The 18,425-nt window shown below is 43.0% G+C and carries 21 protein-coding genes; 14 read left to right on the plus strand and 7 right to left on the minus strand.

The genetic code is table 11. The features are described from left to right. Positions 1–37: 37 nt before the first annotated feature. Positions 38–931: a LysR family transcriptional regulator gene (locus A7P55_RS12910; protein WP_171552399.1), complete on the minus strand. Its 894-nt coding sequence runs from the start codon at positions 929–931 to the stop codon at positions 38–40. Between the two features lie 154 nt (positions 932–1,085). Here A7P55_RS12910 and A7P55_RS12915 point away from each other — a divergent pair, with 154 nt between their 5' ends. The 12 genes from A7P55_RS12915 (at position 1,086) to A7P55_RS12970 (ending at position 10,439) form a co-directional block, all read left to right on the plus strand. Further along, the gene (locus A7P55_RS12915; protein WP_171552400.1) at positions 1,086–2,147 is read left to right on the plus strand and encodes a cupin domain-containing protein; all 1,062 of its coding nucleotides are present in this window, start codon (positions 1,086–1,088) and stop codon (positions 2,145–2,147) included. Next, positions 2,144–2,779 carry a maleylacetoacetate isomerase gene (maiA, locus tag A7P55_RS12920; protein ID WP_171552401.1) on the plus strand — a complete coding sequence of 212 codons (636 nt, stop codon included), beginning with the start codon at positions 2,144–2,146 and terminating at the stop codon, positions 2,777–2,779. Before A7P55_RS12915 ends, maiA begins: the two co-directional genes overlap by 4 nt. A 36-nt stretch (positions 2,780–2,815) precedes the next feature. Further along, a complete protein-coding gene (locus tag A7P55_RS12925; RefSeq protein ID WP_171552402.1) occupies positions 2,816–3,517 on the plus strand; it encodes a fumarylacetoacetate hydrolase family protein in 702 nt (233 codons plus the stop codon). Positions 3,518–3,625: 108 nt separating this feature from the next. Continuing rightward, complete coding sequence (locus A7P55_RS12930; RefSeq protein WP_171552403.1) at positions 3,626–4,969, plus strand: aromatic acid/H+ symport family MFS transporter; 1,344 nt, start codon at positions 3,626–3,628, stop codon at positions 4,967–4,969. A gap of 125 nt (positions 4,970–5,094) precedes the next feature. Next, positions 5,095–6,303: an OprD family outer membrane porin gene (locus A7P55_RS12935; RefSeq protein ID WP_252727865.1), complete on the plus strand. Its 1,209-nt coding sequence runs from the start codon at positions 5,095–5,097 to the stop codon at positions 6,301–6,303. Between the two features lie 195 nt (positions 6,304–6,498). Beyond that, positions 6,499–7,032: a PadR family transcriptional regulator gene (locus A7P55_RS12940; protein ID WP_171552405.1), complete on the plus strand. Its 534-nt coding sequence runs from the start codon at positions 6,499–6,501 to the stop codon at positions 7,030–7,032. Between the two features lie 14 nt (positions 7,033–7,046). Next, the gene (locus A7P55_RS12945; RefSeq protein WP_171552406.1) at positions 7,047–7,436 is read left to right on the plus strand and encodes a transcriptional repressor; all 390 of its coding nucleotides are present in this window, start codon (positions 7,047–7,049) and stop codon (positions 7,434–7,436) included. A 20-nt stretch (positions 7,437–7,456) separates the two neighbouring features. Beyond that, positions 7,457–7,765 carry a DUF3861 domain-containing protein gene (locus A7P55_RS12950; RefSeq protein ID WP_171552407.1) on the plus strand — a complete coding sequence of 103 codons (309 nt, stop codon included), beginning with the start codon at positions 7,457–7,459 and terminating at the stop codon, positions 7,763–7,765. 144 nt (positions 7,766–7,909) lie between these two features. Continuing rightward, a complete protein-coding gene (locus A7P55_RS12955) occupies positions 7,910–8,182 on the plus strand; it encodes a DUF2798 domain-containing protein (protein WP_171552408.1) in 273 nt (90 codons plus the stop codon). A gap of 163 nt (positions 8,183–8,345) precedes the next feature. Further along, positions 8,346–9,293, plus strand: coding sequence for a pirin family protein (locus A7P55_RS12960; protein ID WP_171552409.1), 948 nt, complete (start codon positions 8,346–8,348; stop codon positions 9,291–9,293). Continuing rightward, on the plus strand, positions 9,290–9,688 hold the full coding sequence (locus A7P55_RS12965; protein ID WP_171552410.1) for an OsmC family protein: 399 nt from the start codon (positions 9,290–9,292) through the stop codon (positions 9,686–9,688). The genes A7P55_RS12960 and A7P55_RS12965 overlap by 4 nt, the downstream gene beginning before the upstream one ends. 97 nt (positions 9,689–9,785) lie before the next feature. Then, entirely contained in the window at positions 9,786–10,439 is a 654-nt protein-coding gene (locus A7P55_RS12970) for a glutathione S-transferase (RefSeq protein WP_171552411.1), read from the plus strand. Between the two features lie 56 nt (positions 10,440–10,495). On the opposite strand, the gene A7P55_RS12975 is transcribed toward A7P55_RS12970, so the two are convergent. The 3 genes from A7P55_RS12975 to A7P55_RS12985 all read right to left on the minus strand — a co-directional run bounded on the left by A7P55_RS12975 (position 10,496) and on the right by A7P55_RS12985 (position 14,375). After that, complete coding sequence (locus tag A7P55_RS12975) at positions 10,496–11,107, minus strand: SPOR domain-containing protein (protein WP_004801958.1); 612 nt, start codon at positions 11,105–11,107, stop codon at positions 10,496–10,498. A 384-nt stretch (positions 11,108–11,491) separates the two neighbouring features. Further along, positions 11,492–13,282 carry an arginine--tRNA ligase gene (gene argS / locus A7P55_RS12980; RefSeq protein ID WP_171552412.1) on the minus strand — a complete coding sequence of 597 codons (1,791 nt, stop codon included), beginning with the start codon at positions 13,280–13,282 and terminating at the stop codon, positions 11,492–11,494. 172 nt (positions 13,283–13,454) lie between these two features. Beyond that, positions 13,455–14,375 (minus strand): Dyp-type peroxidase, encoded by a 921-nt coding sequence (locus A7P55_RS12985; protein WP_171552413.1) that lies wholly within the window; start codon positions 14,373–14,375, stop codon positions 13,455–13,457. 157 nt (positions 14,376–14,532) lie between these two features. Between A7P55_RS12985 and A7P55_RS12990 the strand changes: the two genes are divergently transcribed. After that, positions 14,533–15,156, plus strand: a complete 624-nt coding sequence (locus tag A7P55_RS12990; protein WP_171552414.1) for a LysE family transporter — start codon at positions 14,533–14,535, stop codon at positions 15,154–15,156. Positions 15,157–15,164: 8 nt separating this feature from the next. On the opposite strand, the gene znuB is transcribed toward A7P55_RS12990, so the two are convergent. From znuB to A7P55_RS13005, 3 genes are read right to left on the minus strand one after another with little or no spacing between them, the layout of a single operon-like run. Then, on the minus strand, positions 15,165–15,974 hold the full coding sequence (znuB, locus tag A7P55_RS12995) for a zinc ABC transporter permease subunit ZnuB (protein WP_004801966.1): 810 nt from the start codon (positions 15,972–15,974) through the stop codon (positions 15,165–15,167). Between the two features lie 3 nt (positions 15,975–15,977). Then, on the minus strand, positions 15,978–16,766 hold the full coding sequence (gene znuC, locus A7P55_RS13000) for a zinc ABC transporter ATP-binding protein ZnuC (RefSeq protein WP_171552415.1): 789 nt from the start codon (positions 16,764–16,766) through the stop codon (positions 15,978–15,980). After that, entirely contained in the window at positions 16,739–17,236 is a 498-nt protein-coding gene (locus A7P55_RS13005; protein WP_167250937.1) for a transcriptional repressor, read from the minus strand. The genes znuC and A7P55_RS13005 overlap by 28 nt, the downstream gene beginning before the upstream one ends. Before the next feature lie 220 nt (positions 17,237–17,456). On the opposite strand from A7P55_RS13005, the gene A7P55_RS13010 reads away from it, so the two are divergent. Next, entirely contained in the window at positions 17,457–18,296 is an 840-nt protein-coding gene (locus A7P55_RS13010; RefSeq protein WP_171552416.1) for a metal ABC transporter substrate-binding protein, read from the plus strand. Positions 18,297–18,425 lie beyond the last annotated feature (129 nt).

Below are 18,425 nucleotides of genomic sequence, written 5' to 3' on the forward strand. Positions count from 1 at the left end.
TTCGATGCGCTATTTTATTTTAAGCTTACTCTAAGCATTAGGCCGAGAACAGTTTAAAGCAAATTTGCCTTAACCACTGATTACTTGGGGTCTGATGGACACGTGAATGCCAGTGTTGTTTGACACTGAATTGAGGGAAATTATAAGGCGGTTCAAAAGTCTTGAGTCCACCTTGGGTCATAAAAACCCGCGCCAGATAGTGAGGGATTGTCGCAATGGTATCCGTATCTCGGACAATCAGACCAACTCCCAAATAACTCGGTAAACGCACCAGAATATTTCGATTGACGCCGTGTTTTTGCAACTCATGCTCCACCACATAATGTCCCCCCGTTGCCAAGATATCGACATGTAATTCCTGAGCGAACTCCAAAGCAGACAGGCTGGTTCCTATCAGTCTCGGATGCTGTTGACTGGCGATACAGGTGTAATGTTGCTGAAACAGGGTTTGTTGGTAAAAACCAGCTTCCAACTGAGGGAGAAATCCAATGGCGAGATCAATATCTCCATTTGACATCATCGGTGCGGTTTGGCTATCAATTGGTAAAATTTCCAGTCGAATTGAGGGTGCATGCTGACGCATGTAATTCATCAGACGTGGTAAAAACACCAAATGACTGATGTCGGTCATGCTGATACGGAATTGATAAGTCGAAGTTTGTGGATCAAAGTCAATATTGTAATTCTGGACTAATTTCAAGCGGTTTAAGATTTCGACAACCATCGGATAGATCTGTTGAGCAAGCTCAGTGGGCTGCATTTTATTTTCAATCCGCACAAACAATGGATCACGAAAATGTGCTCTGAGTTTATTTAGTGCAATACTCAACGTGGGTTGACCAATACCCAACTGTTCCGCTGCTTTAGAAATACTTTTGTGCTGATAAATTTCAAAGAAAATTTTCAGCAGTCGTGTATCCAGATCAAACATGTCGATGAGCTACCGTATTGATTTTATCAATACAGCCTATTGTTTTTTGTGCATAGATTCAACACATCCTGATTGTTACATTGAGCCAACACCGAATATTGATGAAATTATCGTCATTATTATTGTGCTCCATGGGCAGAAAAAGGAATGACATATGGAACCTTTAGGCACGCTAGAAGAGCTACCCGAACGTTATCGTGAGGAGCTGAATGCGTCAAATCTGGTGCCGTTATGGCCTAATTTACGAAGCTTTATCCCACCCAATAAGCCAAGACCACAAACGGTCGCAACAGCTTGGTATTTTCATCAGATTAAGCCTCTATTACTGGAAGCTGGGGAGCTAACGCCGATCGAAAAGGCCGAGCGTCGTGTCTTGGCACTCGCTAATCCAGGGCATGGTTTGGAGAATATGAAGGTCAGTCCAGCCATGTATTTAGGTATGCAATTGTTGCTTCCGCAAGAGTGGGCACCTGCACATCGACATGCACCGAATGCGGTGCGCCTCATTGTTGAAGGAGAGGGTGCCTATACCACGGTCGAAGGGCAAAAATGCATTATGGAACATGGCGACATGATCCTGACGCCATCTGGTTTGTGGCATGAGCATGGACATGATGGTGATCAACCGGTGATCTGGATGGATATCCTTGATTTACCGCTGGTTTATTACATGGAAGCTTCTTTTGTTGAAGAGGGCCGCCGTCAGGAAGTAGATCGGATTAATCAAGGTTCTACGCCTCAATATGCAGCAGGTATTGTACCGACTCCGCATTTTAGTCGTGAAGATGCCCCTTATCCGATGATGCGTTATGCCTGGAAAGACACCAAAAAAGTACTAGATGCTTTAGCTGAAAAAACTGGCTATCAGGATCCGTTGCAAGTGGCCTATGTCAATCCTGAAACAGGGAAAGACTGTCAGAACATTCTGGGTTATTCAGCTTTACTCCTGCGTCCGAATGAAACCCTGTCTTTGCCTTTGCGTTCCACTGCACAGGTCTTTCATGTGATTGAAGGTGGCCTGACCATTCAGATTGATCAACAGGACTTCCATTTAACCCAAGCAGATACCGCATGTGCGCCATGTTTTGCTGTTATTGATTTAATCAATACATCTGCGCAGCCATGCTATGTGTTTATTGCCGATGAGGCCCCTTTGCAACGCAAATTAGGCCTGTATTCGATACGTGACCGTCATGCTGAAGGAGTGAGTCCATGAAACTGTATGGTTTTTTCCGTAGTGGCACATCGCACCGTACCCGCATTGTCCTGAATCTCAAGGGTTTGGATTATGAGACGAGCTATGTATCGCTAGCGAAAAATGAGCATCATCAAGCAGCTTTTCAAAGGCTCAATCCACAAGGTTTTGTTCCTGTATTGGAAACGGAAGCAGGCACGTTATTACAAAGCCCTGCCATTATCGAATGGTTAGAACAGCAATACCCTGAACCAGCCCTGTTACCAGCAGATGCATTGGGTAAAGAGAAAGTACGTGCCATTGCAGCCTTGATTGGATGTGATATTCATCCCTTAAACAATAAGCGTGTACTGGAGTATTTACGCCAGCTTGGACTGGATCAGAATCAGATCAATGCTTGGTGTGCCAAGTGGATTCAGGATGGCTTTTCAGCCTTAGAGCACCTATTGGCTGAAGATTCAACTCGGGAAAAGTTCTGCTATGGCCAGCAAGTCAGCATTGCTGATGCCTATTTGATTCCACAAGTCGTATCGGCACAACGCTTTCAGGTCGAGCTGTCGGCTTATCCTCAAATTAATGAAATTTATCAGCATTGTATGACCCTCGACGCGTTCCAGAAAGCTGCACCTGAACAGCAAGCCGATGCGTTTTAAGGCTCTGATTTAACCTATATCAACAAGGAATATGCCATGACTTTTATTTTCCAGCCAATGACACCCGCGGGCCTGTTTATTCATGGCTCAGATCAGCAATTTCCAGTACGTCGTGTCTATTGTGTCGGGCGTAACTACGCTGCCCATGCACGTGAAATGGGCTTTGATCCAGATCGTGAGCCGCCATTTTTCTTTTGTAAGCCGAACGATTTAGAGTCAATTGTACCAGTCAATCAAGATGCAGTAGAGATTCCTTATCCAACCGAAACCTCAAACTATCACTATGAAATTGAGTTGGTGGTGGCGATGGGACGTGATGCTAAAAATGTTTCGGTCGAAGATGCCGTAAATTACATTTATGGTTATGCCGTTGGTTTGGACATGACGCGCCGTGACTTGCAAATGAGTATGCGTGAAAAAGGGCGTCCATGGGAAATTGGCAAAGCATTCGATTTTTCAGCGCCGATCGGCCCCATTCACCCGATGACGGAAACTGGTGAAATCAATCAGGCTGATATTCATTTGACTGTGAATGGTGAAACCGTACAACGCAGTGATATCACCCATTTGATCTGGTCAGTTGCTGAAACCATTGCCAATCTGTCGACCTTATTTGAACTCAAAGCGGGTGACTTGATCTTTACAGGTACGCCTGAAGGGGTTGGTGCTGTGGTTCGTGGTGATGTGATGCGTGCGGAGATTACAGGTCTAACAGGCATCACCGTGAATGTGAAATAACTCACTTGATCTGAGTGGTTTAAACAGGTGCTCAAACTGAACAATAAATAGAGTTGAGCACCTTTGCTAAGGATTGCACTAGCCAGGGTATTGGCAAAAGGAGTCGTTATGTCTCAGAAAACCATAGACGTACAAAATTTCATTGATGAAATACCACTTTCATCTTTGCAAAAGCTAATCATGTGGTTGTGCTTTTTGATTGTTGCAATTGATGGCTTCGATACCGCAGCAGTCGGTTTTATTGCGCCTGCATTGAAAGCCGAGTGGGGGTTACAACCCACTGATCTGGCACCGTTATTTGGTGCAGGCTTATTTGGCTTGATGGCAGGCGCACTTATTTTTGGGCCTTTGTCCGATAAACTTGGGCGTAAGCCGATTTTGATCGGCTCGGTGATCATGTTTGGCTGTGCCAGCCTATTTTCAGCTTTCTCATCGGACTTACAAACCCTGATTATTTGGCGCTTTCTCACTGGGTTAGGTTTAGGTGGTGCTTTACCGAATGCCATTACCTTAACGTCAGAATATGCACCGACTTCCCGCCGTTCCAATTTGGTCACCATGATGTTTTGTGGTTTCACCATTGGCTCTGCCTTGGGTGGGATTTTGTCAGCGCAATTGCTACCGCATATCGGTTGGCATGGCATTTTATTGATCGGGGGAATTGCACCTTTATGTACAGTGCCTTTCCTATATTATCTATTGCCTGAATCGCTGCGTTTTCTGGTTTTGAAACAGAAAAGTGCCGAACACATTGAAAGCATCATTCGTCGTATGGCACCGCATATCAAGCAGATTCCAAGTTTGGTCCCGCCTGCAAATGAAGTGGCAAAATCAAGTCTTAAAGACCTATTTAGCAAAGGTCTTGCTTTAGGTACTTTTCTGATTTGGTTTACATTTTTCATGAGTCTGCTGATCATTTATATGATCTCAAGCTGGATGCCGACTTTACTCACCAATGCAGGTTTTAACTTATCCAATGCCTCATGGCTCACCTCGATCTTTCAGATTGGCGGAACAATCGGTGCCATCGTCTTAGGTTTGCTAATGGATAAAATGGATGCGACTAAAATTTTAAGTGCAGCTTATGCTTTTGGTGGTTTGTTCCTGATCTGTTTAGGTCTCGGGATTGAACAGTCCAATACCATATTGCTGATGTTTGCCATGTTTGGAGTGGGTGTGGGGATCAGTGGCTCACAGGTTGGCGCAAATGCCTTTTCATCCAGCTTTTATCCAACACATTGTCGTGCAACTGGCGTGAGTTGGGCCAATGCGATTGGACGTGTGGGGTCTGTTGTCGGTTCTATCATGGGCGGCTGGCTGATGTCGTTGAATCTTTCTAGCTTTGCCATTCTCAGTTTGCTCGCCATTCCTGCTTTTTGTGCAGCCATTTCATTATTGCTGATTAAACGCCTTAAAAAAGAACAGCCTAGCGTTGTGACAAGCCTCGGCTGATATCACGCCATTCTCAATAAAAATAGATCGCTGTGCCAGTGGATGGCACGGCAGCTCAACACAGGATGATTTATTCGATGAACCATTTTGATACGAAAATTTTAACGCTTAGTATCTTGCTGCCGATGTCTGGAGTGAGTTCAGGCGTATGGGCAGCAGATCCAACCCAAGCCATCCAAGATGAATGGAAATTTAACCTAAAGAATGCCTATCTATATCGGGATTATGACAATCCGAATGCCAAAAATTTTGGCAGTTGGTCGCAAGGGGCATCTTTATTTTATACTTCAAATTTACACGACACTCCTTTCGTGATCGCAGACCAGCCGATTCGTATTGGCGCAGATGCTTCGGTGCAATATGCCGTACGTTTAAGTGCAGATCGACATGTCAGCGATATGGTTTTGCCCTTTGATCGGCAGACCCAATCGCAAGCGTCTGATTATTCAAAATATGGGGCAACCCTAAAATTGGGTTATGGCAAAACGTTATTGAGTGTCGGAGAACTTTGGTTGGACTTGCCTGTCACCACTTCAGATGCCAGTCGCCAGTTGATCACCTCCTATTGGGGAAGTAATTTAAAATCCCAGATTTCGGATCAGCTCTATGTTGAACTGGGTCGGGTGACAAAAGTATCTCCGCGGAATGAAGATAACTTTCATAAGTTCTCCTTCACTTCGAATGGTAAAACCGCCTATTCCGATGGTTTGAATTATCTTGACTTCCGTTATCAACTGACACCCTCACTCAAAGCTGAATATTACTTTGGTAATTTGGAAGATTTATATAACAAACACTATCTCGGTCTAGAGCATACGTGGAAACAGCCGACTTTTTCGCTTAACTCCAAGTTTAAATATTTCAATGCCAAAAATGATGGCAATAACTTCGAGATCGATGCGCAAAATATCGGGCTGTTGGAAATGTTGAAAGTGAACAATCAGAGTTTTGGTTTGGGTTATCAACAGATTGTTGGTGAATCGGCCTATCCCTTACCCGATGGTTTTTTGCCTGAATTATATTTTATCAACTGGAATGCCACAGGTTTCTTTAAAAAGAATGAAAAGTCCTATCATCTGATGTATGGCTATGATTTTAAAGATTATGTACCTGGGCTAAATGCCATGGCGAAGTATGTCTATGGCTATGACTTTAAAGCGGGCAATGGTGCGAAAAATCATGAAACTGAATCCAATGTCTTGATCAATTATGCCTTTCAGCAGCCTTATTTAAAGGGATTTGCCATTCAATATCTGCGTGTTGATTACAAGGTCAAACATGGCAATGACTTTGGTGAAGATCGGTTATTTGTGAACTATACGAAGCGGTTTTAATCGAGATTAATGTTGTTAAAAAGAGTGCCTATGCACTCTTTTTTATTACTTAACTTTCCAAAAGCTATTTTGAAGAATAAATAATTCAATAAATATCATAAATATAAATTTTAAGTTATATCTTAACTTGATAAAAGATACATTAAGATATATCTTAATAAGCGTAAATTAAGCAAATATAGAGAAAAATAACAGATGAAACATCAATCCGAGCATCCCCATGATGAAGCCGAAGCGGCTTTACTCCATCGAGAGCATCACCGAGCAGGTCGCCGTGGCCGCTTATTTGAATCAGGTCGCATGAAACTGTTGGTGCTACATTTGATTCAGCAAAGCCCCAAACATGGCTATGAAATTATTAAAGAAATTAGTGATCTGGTCGGGGATGGCTATACCCCAAGTGCAGGAACGATTTATCCAACGTTAACTGCATTGGAAGAAATGAATTTGATTCGCGTGCTGGATGCCGAACGTAAGCAATATCAGATTACCGACTATGGCGACAGCTATTTAAAAGAGCAGCAAGACATGCTGTTGGCACTTCTACAAAAGCTGCGACTTAGACGTGAAATTCATAATAATGATCAGTTGATTGATATTCATCGCGCGATGGAAAATCTGAAAACCGCATTGCGTTTAAAGTTGAATATTGCAGATTTGCAACAAGAGCAGATCCATCAAATTGCAGAAAAAATTGATCAGGCCGCCATCGCCATCGGACGTTTATAAGTTGGGAGCGAAACATGTTAGAGCTACAACAGAAAATCAAGCAGGCGGGTCTAAGGGTGACTCATCCACGTATGGCGGTATTGTCTGTGCTGGCACAACAATCAGAAGAGCTTACGGTGAAGCAGATTTATCAACGGCTGAATGAACAGAAACAGCAGTTGAGTTTGGCAACGGTGTATCGGGTGCTCAGTGATCTGGTGCAGGCAGGCTTGATTGCCAGTTATCAGTTTCATCGTGCTGAGACCAAGTTTAATTTAGCTTCAATCCCTAACGGCCAAGTGCTGCAAATTCGTTGTGCCGATTTAACCACAGCCAAACAGACTGCATTTTTACAGTCGTTGGCTGCGGTCTTTCATCAATTTCAAGTCGACCTAATGCAGGTTGAAATTAAAGAGAGTGCTTAAAAGCCTCTTGGAGCAGAAGCATGAAACAACATCAATATCATGTCACAGTACAGCATTTAAAGGATGCGAAAGGGCAGGTTTCGACTTATAGCGAGCGTTTAGAGTTTTATACAGGCAACCATGACGATATCTTCGAGATTGTCGAACGTTTGAAGAAAGCCGATTTTTTTGATGATCAAACCACAAAATCATTTGCAGTAGGTTTAAAGCTGTTTAGTGAAGTGATGTTGGAAAATAAAGATCATCCTTTATTTGAAACTTTTCTACCTCAGTTTGGTCAGTTTATGAAAAATTTAAAGCAGCAGGTGAAGAAAGATCACCCTGAATAAGTTTGCTTTAAAACAAGGTTTATTGCTGATTCGATGGCAGATTGTTGCATAGATAGCATCCTGCGTATCATGAATTGGTGATGTTGATAAAACCTTAAACTGTTAAAATTTACTAAAGATTGTTTTTATTAAAACTAGCTAAAAATGCAAGAATTGAAAGCAAGCCCACGACTGATTGCGAAATTACCCGCGAAGTATGCAGTGTGGATCTTACCGCTGATTTTATCTTTTTTTATGAGTGGGACTTTATCACTGGTTAACCTATGGATGAGAACGGGTTTTATTTCAGGATTTACCATGATCTGGTTAGAAACATGGATGTTTTCTTGGTTGATCGCTTATCCATTGGTCTTGGTTTTATTGCCTGTGGTACGGCGTTTAACAGGCTTGATTGTCGATATGCAAGCTAAGCCATAAGCCTAATGAAGCGATATTTTATCGAAGCATATTAAGCCTATATCAAGATTGTCTCATGAATAACACTCTGTGTATTACTAAAAGACTATATTGCTGAGTGATTGTATTGTTAAGATCAAGCTATCAACTCATTGCATTAGCATAGGTAAAAGAGAGCAATATCATGAGCAATAATAACGACTACGATATTTCTGATTCAAAAGACTGCGAAACATATATTAATCAATTTATTCAAGAATTTACCATCCGCTCTGCTGAAATTGGTAAGGGAACCGTAATTAAGCGTGCTCTGCCGAGTCGACAAAAACGCTTGGTTGGGGCATGGTGTTTTCTAGATCATGCTGGGCCTGTGAGTTTTCCAGCGGGCGATGGTTTAGATGTGGGACCGCATCCGCATATTGGTTTGCAGACTTTCACATGGATGATTGAAGGCACCATGATGCATACCGATAGTCTGGGTTCAAAACAATTAATCCGTCCGAAGCAGGTCAACTTGATGACGGCTGGTCACGGGATTTCACATACCGAAGTTGCACCCGATACCGAAACTAAAATGCATGCTGCTCAGCTTTGGATTGCTTTACCAGATAACAAACTGAATATGTCGCCTAAGTTTGAGCACTATCCAGAATTACCAATCGTGAATAAAGATCAGGTTGAATTTACGGTACTGGTCGGAGATTTCCTCGATACAACTTCACCAGTGCAAGTGCATACGCCTTTGGTTGGTGTAGATCTGACTGCACAAGCCGATACCAAAACCCGTATTCCACTCAATCCAAAGTTTGAATATGCCTTTATGGCGTTGGAGGGCACGGCTCGCGTCAATGGTCATGAGCTGACTGCCGATAATATGGTGGTTTTGGAAACTGGACTCACTGAAATTGAAGTCGAGTTAACTCAAGGCCATCGCGTGTTATTGATTGGTGGTGAACCATTTGAATCGCCGATTTTACTGTGGTGGAATTTTGTAGGGCGTACCATGGGAGAGTTAAAGCAAGCGCGTGAAGACTGGATTAATCACGATGCTCGTTTTGGGGAAATTCCAGATTACCAAGGTAAACGCCTAGAAGCACCTGTATTACCTGATCAAATGAGGGCATCAAAATGAGTATTATTGCCAGTGCAGCAGTCCAGACTTTGCCAGAACCTTGGAAGGGGGCGGTGAAGAGTGGTACACATCAATTTCTTACTGATAAGCCAGAACAGTTTGGTGGACACGATACAGGTCCTGCACCTTATGATTTCCTCACCACAAGTCTGGCCTCCTGTACCATGATTACCTTGCGAATGTACGCGCAGCATAAGGAAATCGATTTGGGTGAGTTTGCGGTGGAAGTGGACTTCCATACTAATCGGGAACAGCAGGAAAGAATTGAGCGTCGAGTAATATTTAAACAACCTGTTTCACAAGACTTACAAGAAAAGCTTCTCAATGTCTGTAGTAAAACGCCTGTTACTAAAACTTTGTTACGTAGTTTAGACATACAGACCATGATTCTTTAAGACTAAAGTGCTATTGTGCTTGGGCAAAACATAATTCTAAGCGTAGCTATGAGAGGGACTAAAACCATAGTTACGCAGCTAAAAAGCAGGCACAAAAATGATTACCTTACATTACCTACAATGCTCACGTTCGTTCCGCATATTGTGGGCGTTAGAAGAACTTGGTGTGGATTGCCAAGTTGAGTATTACCAAAGGTCAGCCAGTTACGCAGCGCCAGAAAGCCTTAAACAAATTCATCCTCTCGGTAAAGCACCTATTTTGGTCGATGGGGATGATGTGATTGTTGAATCTGCTGTGATTCTAGATTATTTACAACAGCAGTATGATCTTCAAAGCAAATTTAAACCTCAACAGGCATCTGATCAACGTCAATATTTGTACTGGATGCACTATGCAGAAGGCTCATTGATGCCTTTATTGGTCATGACCCTAGTGATGAATAATGTCAGCAAACACGTTCCTTGGGTGATTCGTCCGATTGCGGAAAAAATTACCGATGGTGTTAAAGCTGGCTTTGTCCGTCCACGAGTGAAAGAACATATTTTGTATCTTGAGGATTATTTGTCAAAACATGATTATTTTGCAGGTGATTTTTCTTTTGCAGATATTCAAATGGCCTTTCCACTGATTGCGATTCAGAACCGCTTACATGGTAAGTATCCAAACATTCAGGCTTTTGTACAACGTGTTCAGCAGCGTCCAGCTTTTCAACGTGCTGAACAAGGAACGCTGCATTCTCAATGCGCATAAATTTTTAAGCATAAAAAAGGGAACTAATTGTTCCCTTTTTTATTGTGACTCTATTTTTAGCGTTTAATGACAATTGAATCAATGCCGCTATGTTGTAAGGTCTGTTGAGCAGCAAGCGCAGATTCTTGGCTGTCATAAGGCCCAGAGAACACACGATACCAAGTTTGGCCATTTTCAACGCTTTTCACCACATCTGCAGATAAACCATTCAGGATGATTTCTGCACGACGTGCGTCAGCACTGTCTGGGTCAGGGTAGCTACGTACTTGTAAAATATAAGTCGCATGTGCAGGTGCTGCAGCTTGTTCACTAGGGGTGATGCCACTTGGATCTTCTGTTGTTGTGGTTTCAGGTTTTGGCGACTCGATAATCACAACATTGCCCTGAGGTTTAGACTCTGGCACGGCTTGCTCAGGAATTGGGGTTACTTGCTGTTGCGGAAGTAAGTCATAAAAACGGTAGTCTTTATTGGTATTTTCTTCTTCATAGTGTTCAGACGTTACCTGATTTTTTGCAGGAACAGGCTGCCATGGTTGCCAAAGCATGAGCATCACGGCAGCGCACAGGATCGCGAGAACTGCGACAAGCATTCCTAACCACTTCGGAATGAGTGGTTTTTTAGGCTTGTTTGGTCGTTCAGATACACCACGTTGCGTTTTTCCAAACACCAGAAATTCCTCTTGATCCTATTAGGTTATTTGTAACTTGAATCTGCTTAAAAACAAAGCATTATGTTTAAAAATAATGCTTTGTTTACCATATTGTTTAACAATCATGGTTTAAGTTTACATGTGTTTAAAGTGTTACTTTGCTGATTACCGCTCACCTCAGGCATCGCCTTCGGTCTTGCGACGATGCAAAGAGGGCTTGCTTACATCGGCACCGCATAGCCGTCGGTCTTGGGACGATGTGCAAAGCGTTGCTTTGCTGTTTTACAGCCCACCTCAAGCATAGCTTTCGGTCTTGCGACGATGCAAAGAGGGCTTGCTTACATCGGCACCTCAAGCATAGCTTTCGGTCTTGCGACGATGTGCAAAGCGCTGCTTTGCTATTTACATCGTCTCAGGAGCGGAGACACCGAGTAATTCTAAGCCATTGTGTAAAACTTGCTGTACATTGATTGAAAGCAATAAACGTGCTTGTGTAAGCGCTACATCATCACCCAAAACCTTATGTTCATTATACCAAGCATGGAATAGGGCAGCTAACTCTTTAAGATAGTTACCAATTTGGTGTGGTTCATAGACATTTGCCGCACGGACTAAAATATCAGGATAAGCAGCAAGCTTAGACAGAATTTCTGTTTCAGCATCAAGTTCTAAACGATTGGCTTGCTCACGTGCTGCAACAGCATCAAAACTGATCCCTGTCGTGGCTGCTTTTTCTAACATACGACAAATACGTGCATGAGCATATTGAATGTAATACACCGCATTGTCCTTGCTTTGTGAAACCGCAAGGTCTAAGTCAAAGTCGATGTGTTGTTCAGACTTACGCATCACATAGTAGAAACGCGCGGCATCATTACCCACTTCTTTACGTAGATCACGTAAAGTCACGAACTGACCCGAACGAGATGACATTTGTACCATCTCGCCACCACGCCACAAGCTCACGAACTGAACCAAAAGTACAGTCAGTTTCTTCGAGTCATAACCCATGGCATCAATCGCCGCTTTGACACGTGAGATATAACCGTGGTGGTCAGAACCCCAAATATCAATCAGGTCGGTATAGCCACGTTGTAATTTATTTAAGTGATAGGCGATGTCAGAAGCAAAGTAAGTGGTTTGACCATTACGACGTTTCACCACACGGTCTTTTTCATCACCAAATTCAGTTGATTTAAACCAGATATTACCGTCCTTTTCATAGAGGTAACCACGTTGGTCTAACGTCTCAAGCGCTTCGTCAATTTTGTCAGTTAAAGAGTCTTCACTGAACCATTTATCAAAGGTCACGCCAAAGTCAGCCAAGTCATCTTTGATGTCATCTAAGATGGCATGCAAGGCTGCTTGATGGAAAACACGGTAGTCCGCACCCAAGTGTTGTTGTGAGTTTGCAATCAAACCATCGATGTGTTTTTCTTTGTCGCCAGAAAGGACAACTTTGTTGCCCTCTGCGTCGAGTTCTTCAGCGTATTGAACATCTTCTGGTACATCTTTATAAATGTCAGCAACTGCACGAACATGTGCATTGCCATCTTTATCAATAATTTCTTGTGCAATTTCTTTGACGTAATCGCCTTGGTAGGCATTTTTAGGGAAAACTAAGGTTTGTCCTGTCAATTCTAAATAACGTAAATAAGTTGAAGTCGCCAAAATGTCCATTTGACGGCCTGCGTCATTGACATAATATTCACGATCAACTTTGGCACCCGTTGCTTCTAATAGATTCGCAACGGTCATGCCATAAGCAGCACCACGACCATGGCCGACGTGCAGACTAGAAGTTGGGTTTGCAGAGACAAATTCGACTTGGATTTTTTTAGCTGCATTGGCTTGGCTACGACCATAGTCATTTTTTTGTGCTTGGATTTGATCAAGCACGGCATAGCGTTGGTCTGCATTTAAAAAGAAGTTGATAAAACCCGGACCTGCAATTTCTGCTTTGGTAATGTCAGCCACTTCTGGGAGGGCTGCCAAGATTTTTTCAGCAAGATCGCGAGGTTTCATCCCTGCAACTTTTGAGCCGATCATGGCGATATTTGAAGCAAAGTCTCCGTGACTTCGGTCTTTGGTACGGGTTAAATGGCTCGTGTTGGTCCAATCTGAAGGAAGTACACCTTGTTGTTGCAGGGTTTGTACCGCATGATCGAGAGCTGCTTGTATTGCCGTATTCATAGTTACCGAAAATAAATGTCGCGGAAAAACGACCAATATAGCAAATTTTATCGGCTTAAGGGGAGTGGGATTTGTGCGGAATTAACATATTCACATAAATCTTTTTGCAGTGAGTAGCAACTTGGTGATCATGCAGATGCTATGTTATTGATAAACATAGCATCTGATGGTTTTAATCTTCTAAAATCTGTTCTAATAATTCATCGCTTGGCGCGAAATAATAAGCACCATCAATGGCAGTGGTGAAATGCAGCAAGCGATCATGAATACCATCACCTGTGGTCCCAAACATACGTTTCAGCATCTCGTCAATAATGCTTAAATTATTGGTGTAAGCGACAAAGAATAAGCCTTGCTCACCTTTGCCATCACCATAAGGCAAGCTGTGACGCAAGATTTCCATTTCCTCACCCTCATCGTCTTCAACCACGGTACGTGCCACATGTGAGTTTTCTGGTTTCACATCATCATCAAGCTCAATCGATTCAAGTTTGGTACGGCCAAACACATGTTCTTGTGCATCGACTTTGAGCATTTGCCATTTTGTAAGATCATGAATATAACGCTGTGCAAAGATAAAGCTGCCATCGGCAAAGGCACCGGCTGTTTCTGGTAGTAATGCTGCTTCTGCGCGGTCATCTGGAAATTGTGGATTCTCGGTGCCATCAATAAAGCCAGTCATATCGCGGCCATCAAAGAAGCGAAAACATGCACGCTCATCTAAAACCTCGACTTTGTCTTGAATGCCGTTAAAAAAAGCTTGGCTCATGGCAAAACAAATATCTGCACGGGCGCTGGCAAGATGAATAAATACATCAGCAGGCACCACTGGCATATTAAACGCACCCTGTTGTGGATCGAGCTGTTTAAATCCTTCAGGTGTTTGCGAGTTGAGTTGCGCCCAAAGTTCGGGACCAAAAGCGATGGCTGTTTTAATCTGGTCATTGGGGTGTTGTGTGATTAAACGGTCACGGGTCGAAAGGAGAGCTTCAATCTGTTGTTTTAATTCGGCAATGCTTAAATCTTTTAAACGTAAAACAATAAAGCGGGCGTGGTCAGAAGGTAATGGAAGAATGACAGATTGCGCAGTCATTAAAAACTCCTTAGTTATTTTTAAGGGGAAAACAATAATTGTGCCTGATGTTATGTGGGCTGAGTAGCTTATTTGCTAAATTTTCTTGCCTAAAATATCAACGCGATGCGCTGATAAAACGGTATAATTCACCTTTTATTGTTCGACCGTCCTTGTTATGTCTTTGCAGATTTGGTTTGCTTTTATGTTGGCATGCTGGGTGATTAGTATCTCACCAGGCGCAGGCGCAATTGCCTCAATGTCGAGTGGGTTAAACTATGGATTTCGATATGGCTATTGGAATGTCATAGGCCTACAAGTGGCTTTACTGATACAAATTCTGATTGTGGCAGCAGGTGTTGGTGTGCTGTTTGCGACCACGCCTTGGGCTTTCCAGGTGGTGAAATGGTTTGGCGTCGCTTATTTGGTTTATTTGGCGTATAAGCAGTGGACTGCACCGATTCAGGCGATTGAGATTCGACAGGAACAACCTCAATCCGCATTAGCCTTAATATTGAAAGGCTTTGTGGTGAATATGAGTAATCCTAAAGCCATTGTATTCTTGTTGGCTGTTTTACCGCAATTTCTGGATTTGAGTCGACCACAATGGCTGCAGTACTTCATCATGGCGGTCACGATGGTGACGATCGACCTGATTGTCATGGCGGGCTATACCGGACTGGCTTCGAAAGTATTGAGACTGCTTCGCTCACCGACACAGCAAAAATATTTAAATCGTGGTTTTGCGGTGATGTTTAGTGGTGCAGCACTTTTACTCAGTGCGATCCAACAGTCAAGCTGACTGCCCGATTAGGCAGATTGAGCTTGGCTTTTGAGTTTTTGCGTGATGAAAATAGCGGCAAAGCAAAGTGCCATACAGAGCACAATACTTAAGCCTGTAGAAATATTCAGTGCAGCACTCGACCATAGGCCAACCGTAACTCCGAGCTGTGCCAACACAAATGCCCAAACCACCATTTGTTTTGGTGAGTGCGCCAATAAGCGTGCGCTTAGGGCGGGAATCACCAGTAAAGCACCCATCAATAATGAACCGACTGCACGTAACGCCAATACGGTAAACAGTGCCAATAACAACATGAAGATCAAACGTTGCCAGTTCGCACTCACGCCTTCACTCATGGCAATATCTGGATCAATCGCAATTTGAATCTGCGCGGACCATGAACGATAAAGTACGATTAATGCACCTGCAATCACCACTGCAAACATTGGTAAATCAGCCCACTCGATACTGAGTAAATCGCCGAATAAATAGCTAAGCAATTCAGGACGCAAACTTGGTACTTGTTGAATCAGTAGCAGACCAGAGCAGAGTAGGGTGGCAGAGCTTAAAGCGAGTAATGCATCATTAGGTAGGCGTGAATCGTGCAAAACCCAAAGAAGAGCCACCAGCAACAGCGCAAGGCAAGCGACACCCAGCCAAAAAGGTAAATTCAGAATCCCTGCAACCGCGACACCAAGTAAGGTGCCGTGCGCCATGGTGTCGGCAAAAAAAGACATTCTGCGCCACAGCATCAAGCAGCCAAGAGGAGCTGTTAGAAAAACCAGCAGTGACCCCATAATCCAAGCAGGGAGGAGGAGTTGTAACCATTCCATCATGGCTTAGACCTTCGGCTCAGGGTGTATATGTGGGCGTGGATCGTGCGAACACGGTTCTGCATGATCACTATGCCCACAGTGATTGTGATGATGCTGATAGAACATACGTTGGGTGCCAAAAATCGCTTGATATTCTGGATGCTGTTGAATACTTTCAGGTAATCCACTACAGCAAATATGTTTGTTTAGACAGACCACGCGATGCGTACCTTGCATCACCCATTGTAGGTCATGTGATACCATCAACACAGCACAGCTATAGCGTTCAGGTAAACTACGTACATATTCATAAAGCTCAGCTTCGGACTGAATATCCAAGCCTTGCATCGGTTCATCCAGTACTAAAATATCGGGCTGACGTAATAATGCACGTGCCAGTAACACCCGTTGCCGTTCACCACCTGAAAGCTGCTGTACTTTGGATGACTGTAATTTTTGAATGCCTGTGTCGCGAATAATTTCTTCACGTAACGCCTGTTCGCAGACTTCTAGATCAAGCAAATCTTGTACGCGTAAAGGGAGGCTTGCAGAAGGGTTGAACTTCTGCGGAACATAGGCCATTTTTAATTTTTTAGAAAAGTGAATTTTGCCTTTATTCGGCGGCATGATACCTAACAGCACCTTGATCAATGTGGATTTACCTGCGCCATTGGGACCAATCAACGTCACAATTTCTTTTGCTTGCAAGGCAAAATCTACATTTCTTAAAATATCCAGCTCATCACGACGAACTGAGATTTTCTCCAGCTGAATAAGTGGAGTGCTTACTGGCGTGTGCTGCACTGATGACATTTTCCAGAGATTTCAATAATGCTATGTTGCGCTAAAAACTGGTCTGATGACGCAAGTTGATCGAGTTGCTGGATCAGGCCTTGTGCTGATGCTTCTTTCACAGAATGACATTCCGTACAGATCAGAAAAGCCGCTTGATGACCTTCACGTGGATGGCAGCAAGGTATATAGGCATTAATAGACGTGAGTCTATGGATTAAGCCTTTTTCTAATAAAAAGTCTAAAGTACGGTATACCGTAGGAGGCGCAGCAGGGCGGTCTGCTTGACCTTTAATTTTAGCCAATAAATCATACGCACCCATTGGGGCAGAGGCATTTAAGATGAGTTCAAGCACTTCTTTACGCAAAGGTGTCAGACGAGCGCCAGTCGCAGTACATAACAGTTCTGCTTCGGCAAGGCGCGCTTTAATATCGTGATGACCGTGAACACCATGTAAAGCATTGTCATGTTCATGTGAACAAGAACTCATAGATTGACCTCATTGTTTTTGTAGGGCTGATTGAATTTTCACTGACATGAAGTGTCTGAATCGTACTCCAATCGCCCCGCTATCATAACATGCTATTTATGATAACTATCTATATAAGTTAAATGCACGATGGATAGTGCAGCGAATCTAAAAATAGACATAGGCATTTTTTAACTTTTGTTATATTATAACATGCTTCGTTAAATTGAGTAATGTTGTGATGTCTCGCCTATTTGTTTTTGTCTTGTTTTCGATGTTAAGCACATGGGGCTGGACACAAAGCTTGGTGGTTTCAACACACCCAATTTATTTGATTGCCAAACAAGTAACAGACGGGATAGAAGAGCCGATTCTGTTATTAAAAGATCAAAGTGGTCATGACGTACAACTCACACCAGCACACCGTAAAGCGATTCAAGATGCCTCTTTGGTGATTTGGTTGGGGAAAGCGCATGAAGCTCCACTCGAAAAAATGCTCAATCAGAACCGTAAAGCAATCGCAATCTTAGATTCAGGCATTTTAACGACCTTACCATTGCGTAATTTACGTGGTGCTTCTATGGCGAGCACAGTTGATAGTCATGTTTGGTTGGATCCAAATAATGCGGTACGTATTGCTTTCTTTATTGCAACTTTGCGTTCGCAGCAATATCCAGAAAATAAAGCCAAATATATGGCCAATGCGAAAGAGTTTTCGCAACAAATGCTGCAAGCTTCTCAACAATATGAAAGCTCAAATAAGGCTAAAAACTATTGGTCTTATCATGATGCCTATCAATACCTAGAAAGAGCATTAAACCTGAAATTTGCAGGCGCCCTGACCGATGACCCACATATTGCACCGACTGCAGCCCAAATTAAGTACTTAAGAGATAATCGTCCGCAAAATAAAATGTGCTTATTGGCCGAAACGACAGCAAGTGCCAGTCAGTACCAAAAAATGAACCCAGTAGTTTTCCAATCGGTCGATGAAAGCATGCGTGGTGAAGACAATTTTGTAACAGCATGGCAAAAATTGGCTTTAAAAACCGATAAATGCGTAATAAGTGCACAAAATTGATCAAAAAAATAAAAATCAATTGACTCTAACGTCAAAAAATATGGTAGCGAAAAAAGCAGACTTAAGTCGAGAAAAGATTGCATGTTCAGGGGTGTAACTCTATAATGCCTGCGATTCGAAACGATCATG

Source organism: Acinetobacter sp. Ac_5812 (assembly GCF_013072695.1).
Taxonomy (GTDB): domain Bacteria; phylum Pseudomonadota; class Gammaproteobacteria; order Pseudomonadales; family Moraxellaceae; genus Acinetobacter.

Bases quoted from the DNA above. Each gene is read 5' to 3' on its own strand.
- A7P55_RS12910 (WP_171552399.1), bottom strand. From the start codon at position 931: ATGTTTGATCTGGATACACGACTGCTGAAAATTTTCTTTGAAATTTAT.
- A7P55_RS12915 (WP_171552400.1), top strand. From the start codon at position 1,086: ATGGAACCTTTAGGCACGCTAGAAGAGCTACCCGAACGTTATCGTGAG.
- maiA (WP_171552401.1), top strand. From the start codon at position 2,144: ATGAAACTGTATGGTTTTTTCCGTAGTGGCACATCGCACCGTACCCGC.
- A7P55_RS12925 (WP_171552402.1), top strand. From the start codon at position 2,816: ATGACTTTTATTTTCCAGCCAATGACACCCGCGGGCCTGTTTATTCAT.
- A7P55_RS12930 (WP_171552403.1), top strand. From the start codon at position 3,626: ATGTCTCAGAAAACCATAGACGTACAAAATTTCATTGATGAAATACCA.
- A7P55_RS12935 (WP_252727865.1), top strand. From the start codon at position 5,095: ATGTCTGGAGTGAGTTCAGGCGTATGGGCAGCAGATCCAACCCAAGCC.
- A7P55_RS12940 (WP_171552405.1), top strand. From the start codon at position 6,499: ATGAAACATCAATCCGAGCATCCCCATGATGAAGCCGAAGCGGCTTTA.
- A7P55_RS12945 (WP_171552406.1), top strand. From the start codon at position 7,047: ATGTTAGAGCTACAACAGAAAATCAAGCAGGCGGGTCTAAGGGTGACT.
- A7P55_RS12950 (WP_171552407.1), top strand. From the start codon at position 7,457: ATGAAACAACATCAATATCATGTCACAGTACAGCATTTAAAGGATGCG.
- A7P55_RS12955 (WP_171552408.1), top strand. From the start codon at position 7,910: ATGCAAGAATTGAAAGCAAGCCCACGACTGATTGCGAAATTACCCGCG.
- A7P55_RS12960 (WP_171552409.1), top strand. From the start codon at position 8,346: ATGAGCAATAATAACGACTACGATATTTCTGATTCAAAAGACTGCGAA.
- A7P55_RS12965 (WP_171552410.1), top strand. From the start codon at position 9,290: ATGAGTATTATTGCCAGTGCAGCAGTCCAGACTTTGCCAGAACCTTGG.
- A7P55_RS12970 (WP_171552411.1), top strand. From the start codon at position 9,786: ATGATTACCTTACATTACCTACAATGCTCACGTTCGTTCCGCATATTG.
- argS (WP_171552412.1), bottom strand. From the start codon at position 13,282: ATGAATACGGCAATACAAGCAGCTCTCGATCATGCGGTACAAACCCTG.
- A7P55_RS12985 (WP_171552413.1), bottom strand. From the start codon at position 14,375: ATGACTGCGCAATCTGTCATTCTTCCATTACCTTCTGACCACGCCCGC.
- A7P55_RS12990 (WP_171552414.1), top strand. From the start codon at position 14,533: ATGTCTTTGCAGATTTGGTTTGCTTTTATGTTGGCATGCTGGGTGATT.
- znuB (WP_004801966.1), bottom strand. From the start codon at position 15,974: ATGATGGAATGGTTACAACTCCTCCTCCCTGCTTGGATTATGGGGTCA.
- znuC (WP_171552415.1), bottom strand. From the start codon at position 16,766: ATGTCATCAGTGCAGCACACGCCAGTAAGCACTCCACTTATTCAGCTG.
- A7P55_RS13005 (WP_167250937.1), bottom strand. From the start codon at position 17,236: ATGAGTTCTTGTTCACATGAACATGACAATGCTTTACATGGTGTTCAC.
- A7P55_RS13010 (WP_171552416.1), top strand. From the start codon at position 17,457: ATGTCTCGCCTATTTGTTTTTGTCTTGTTTTCGATGTTAAGCACATGG.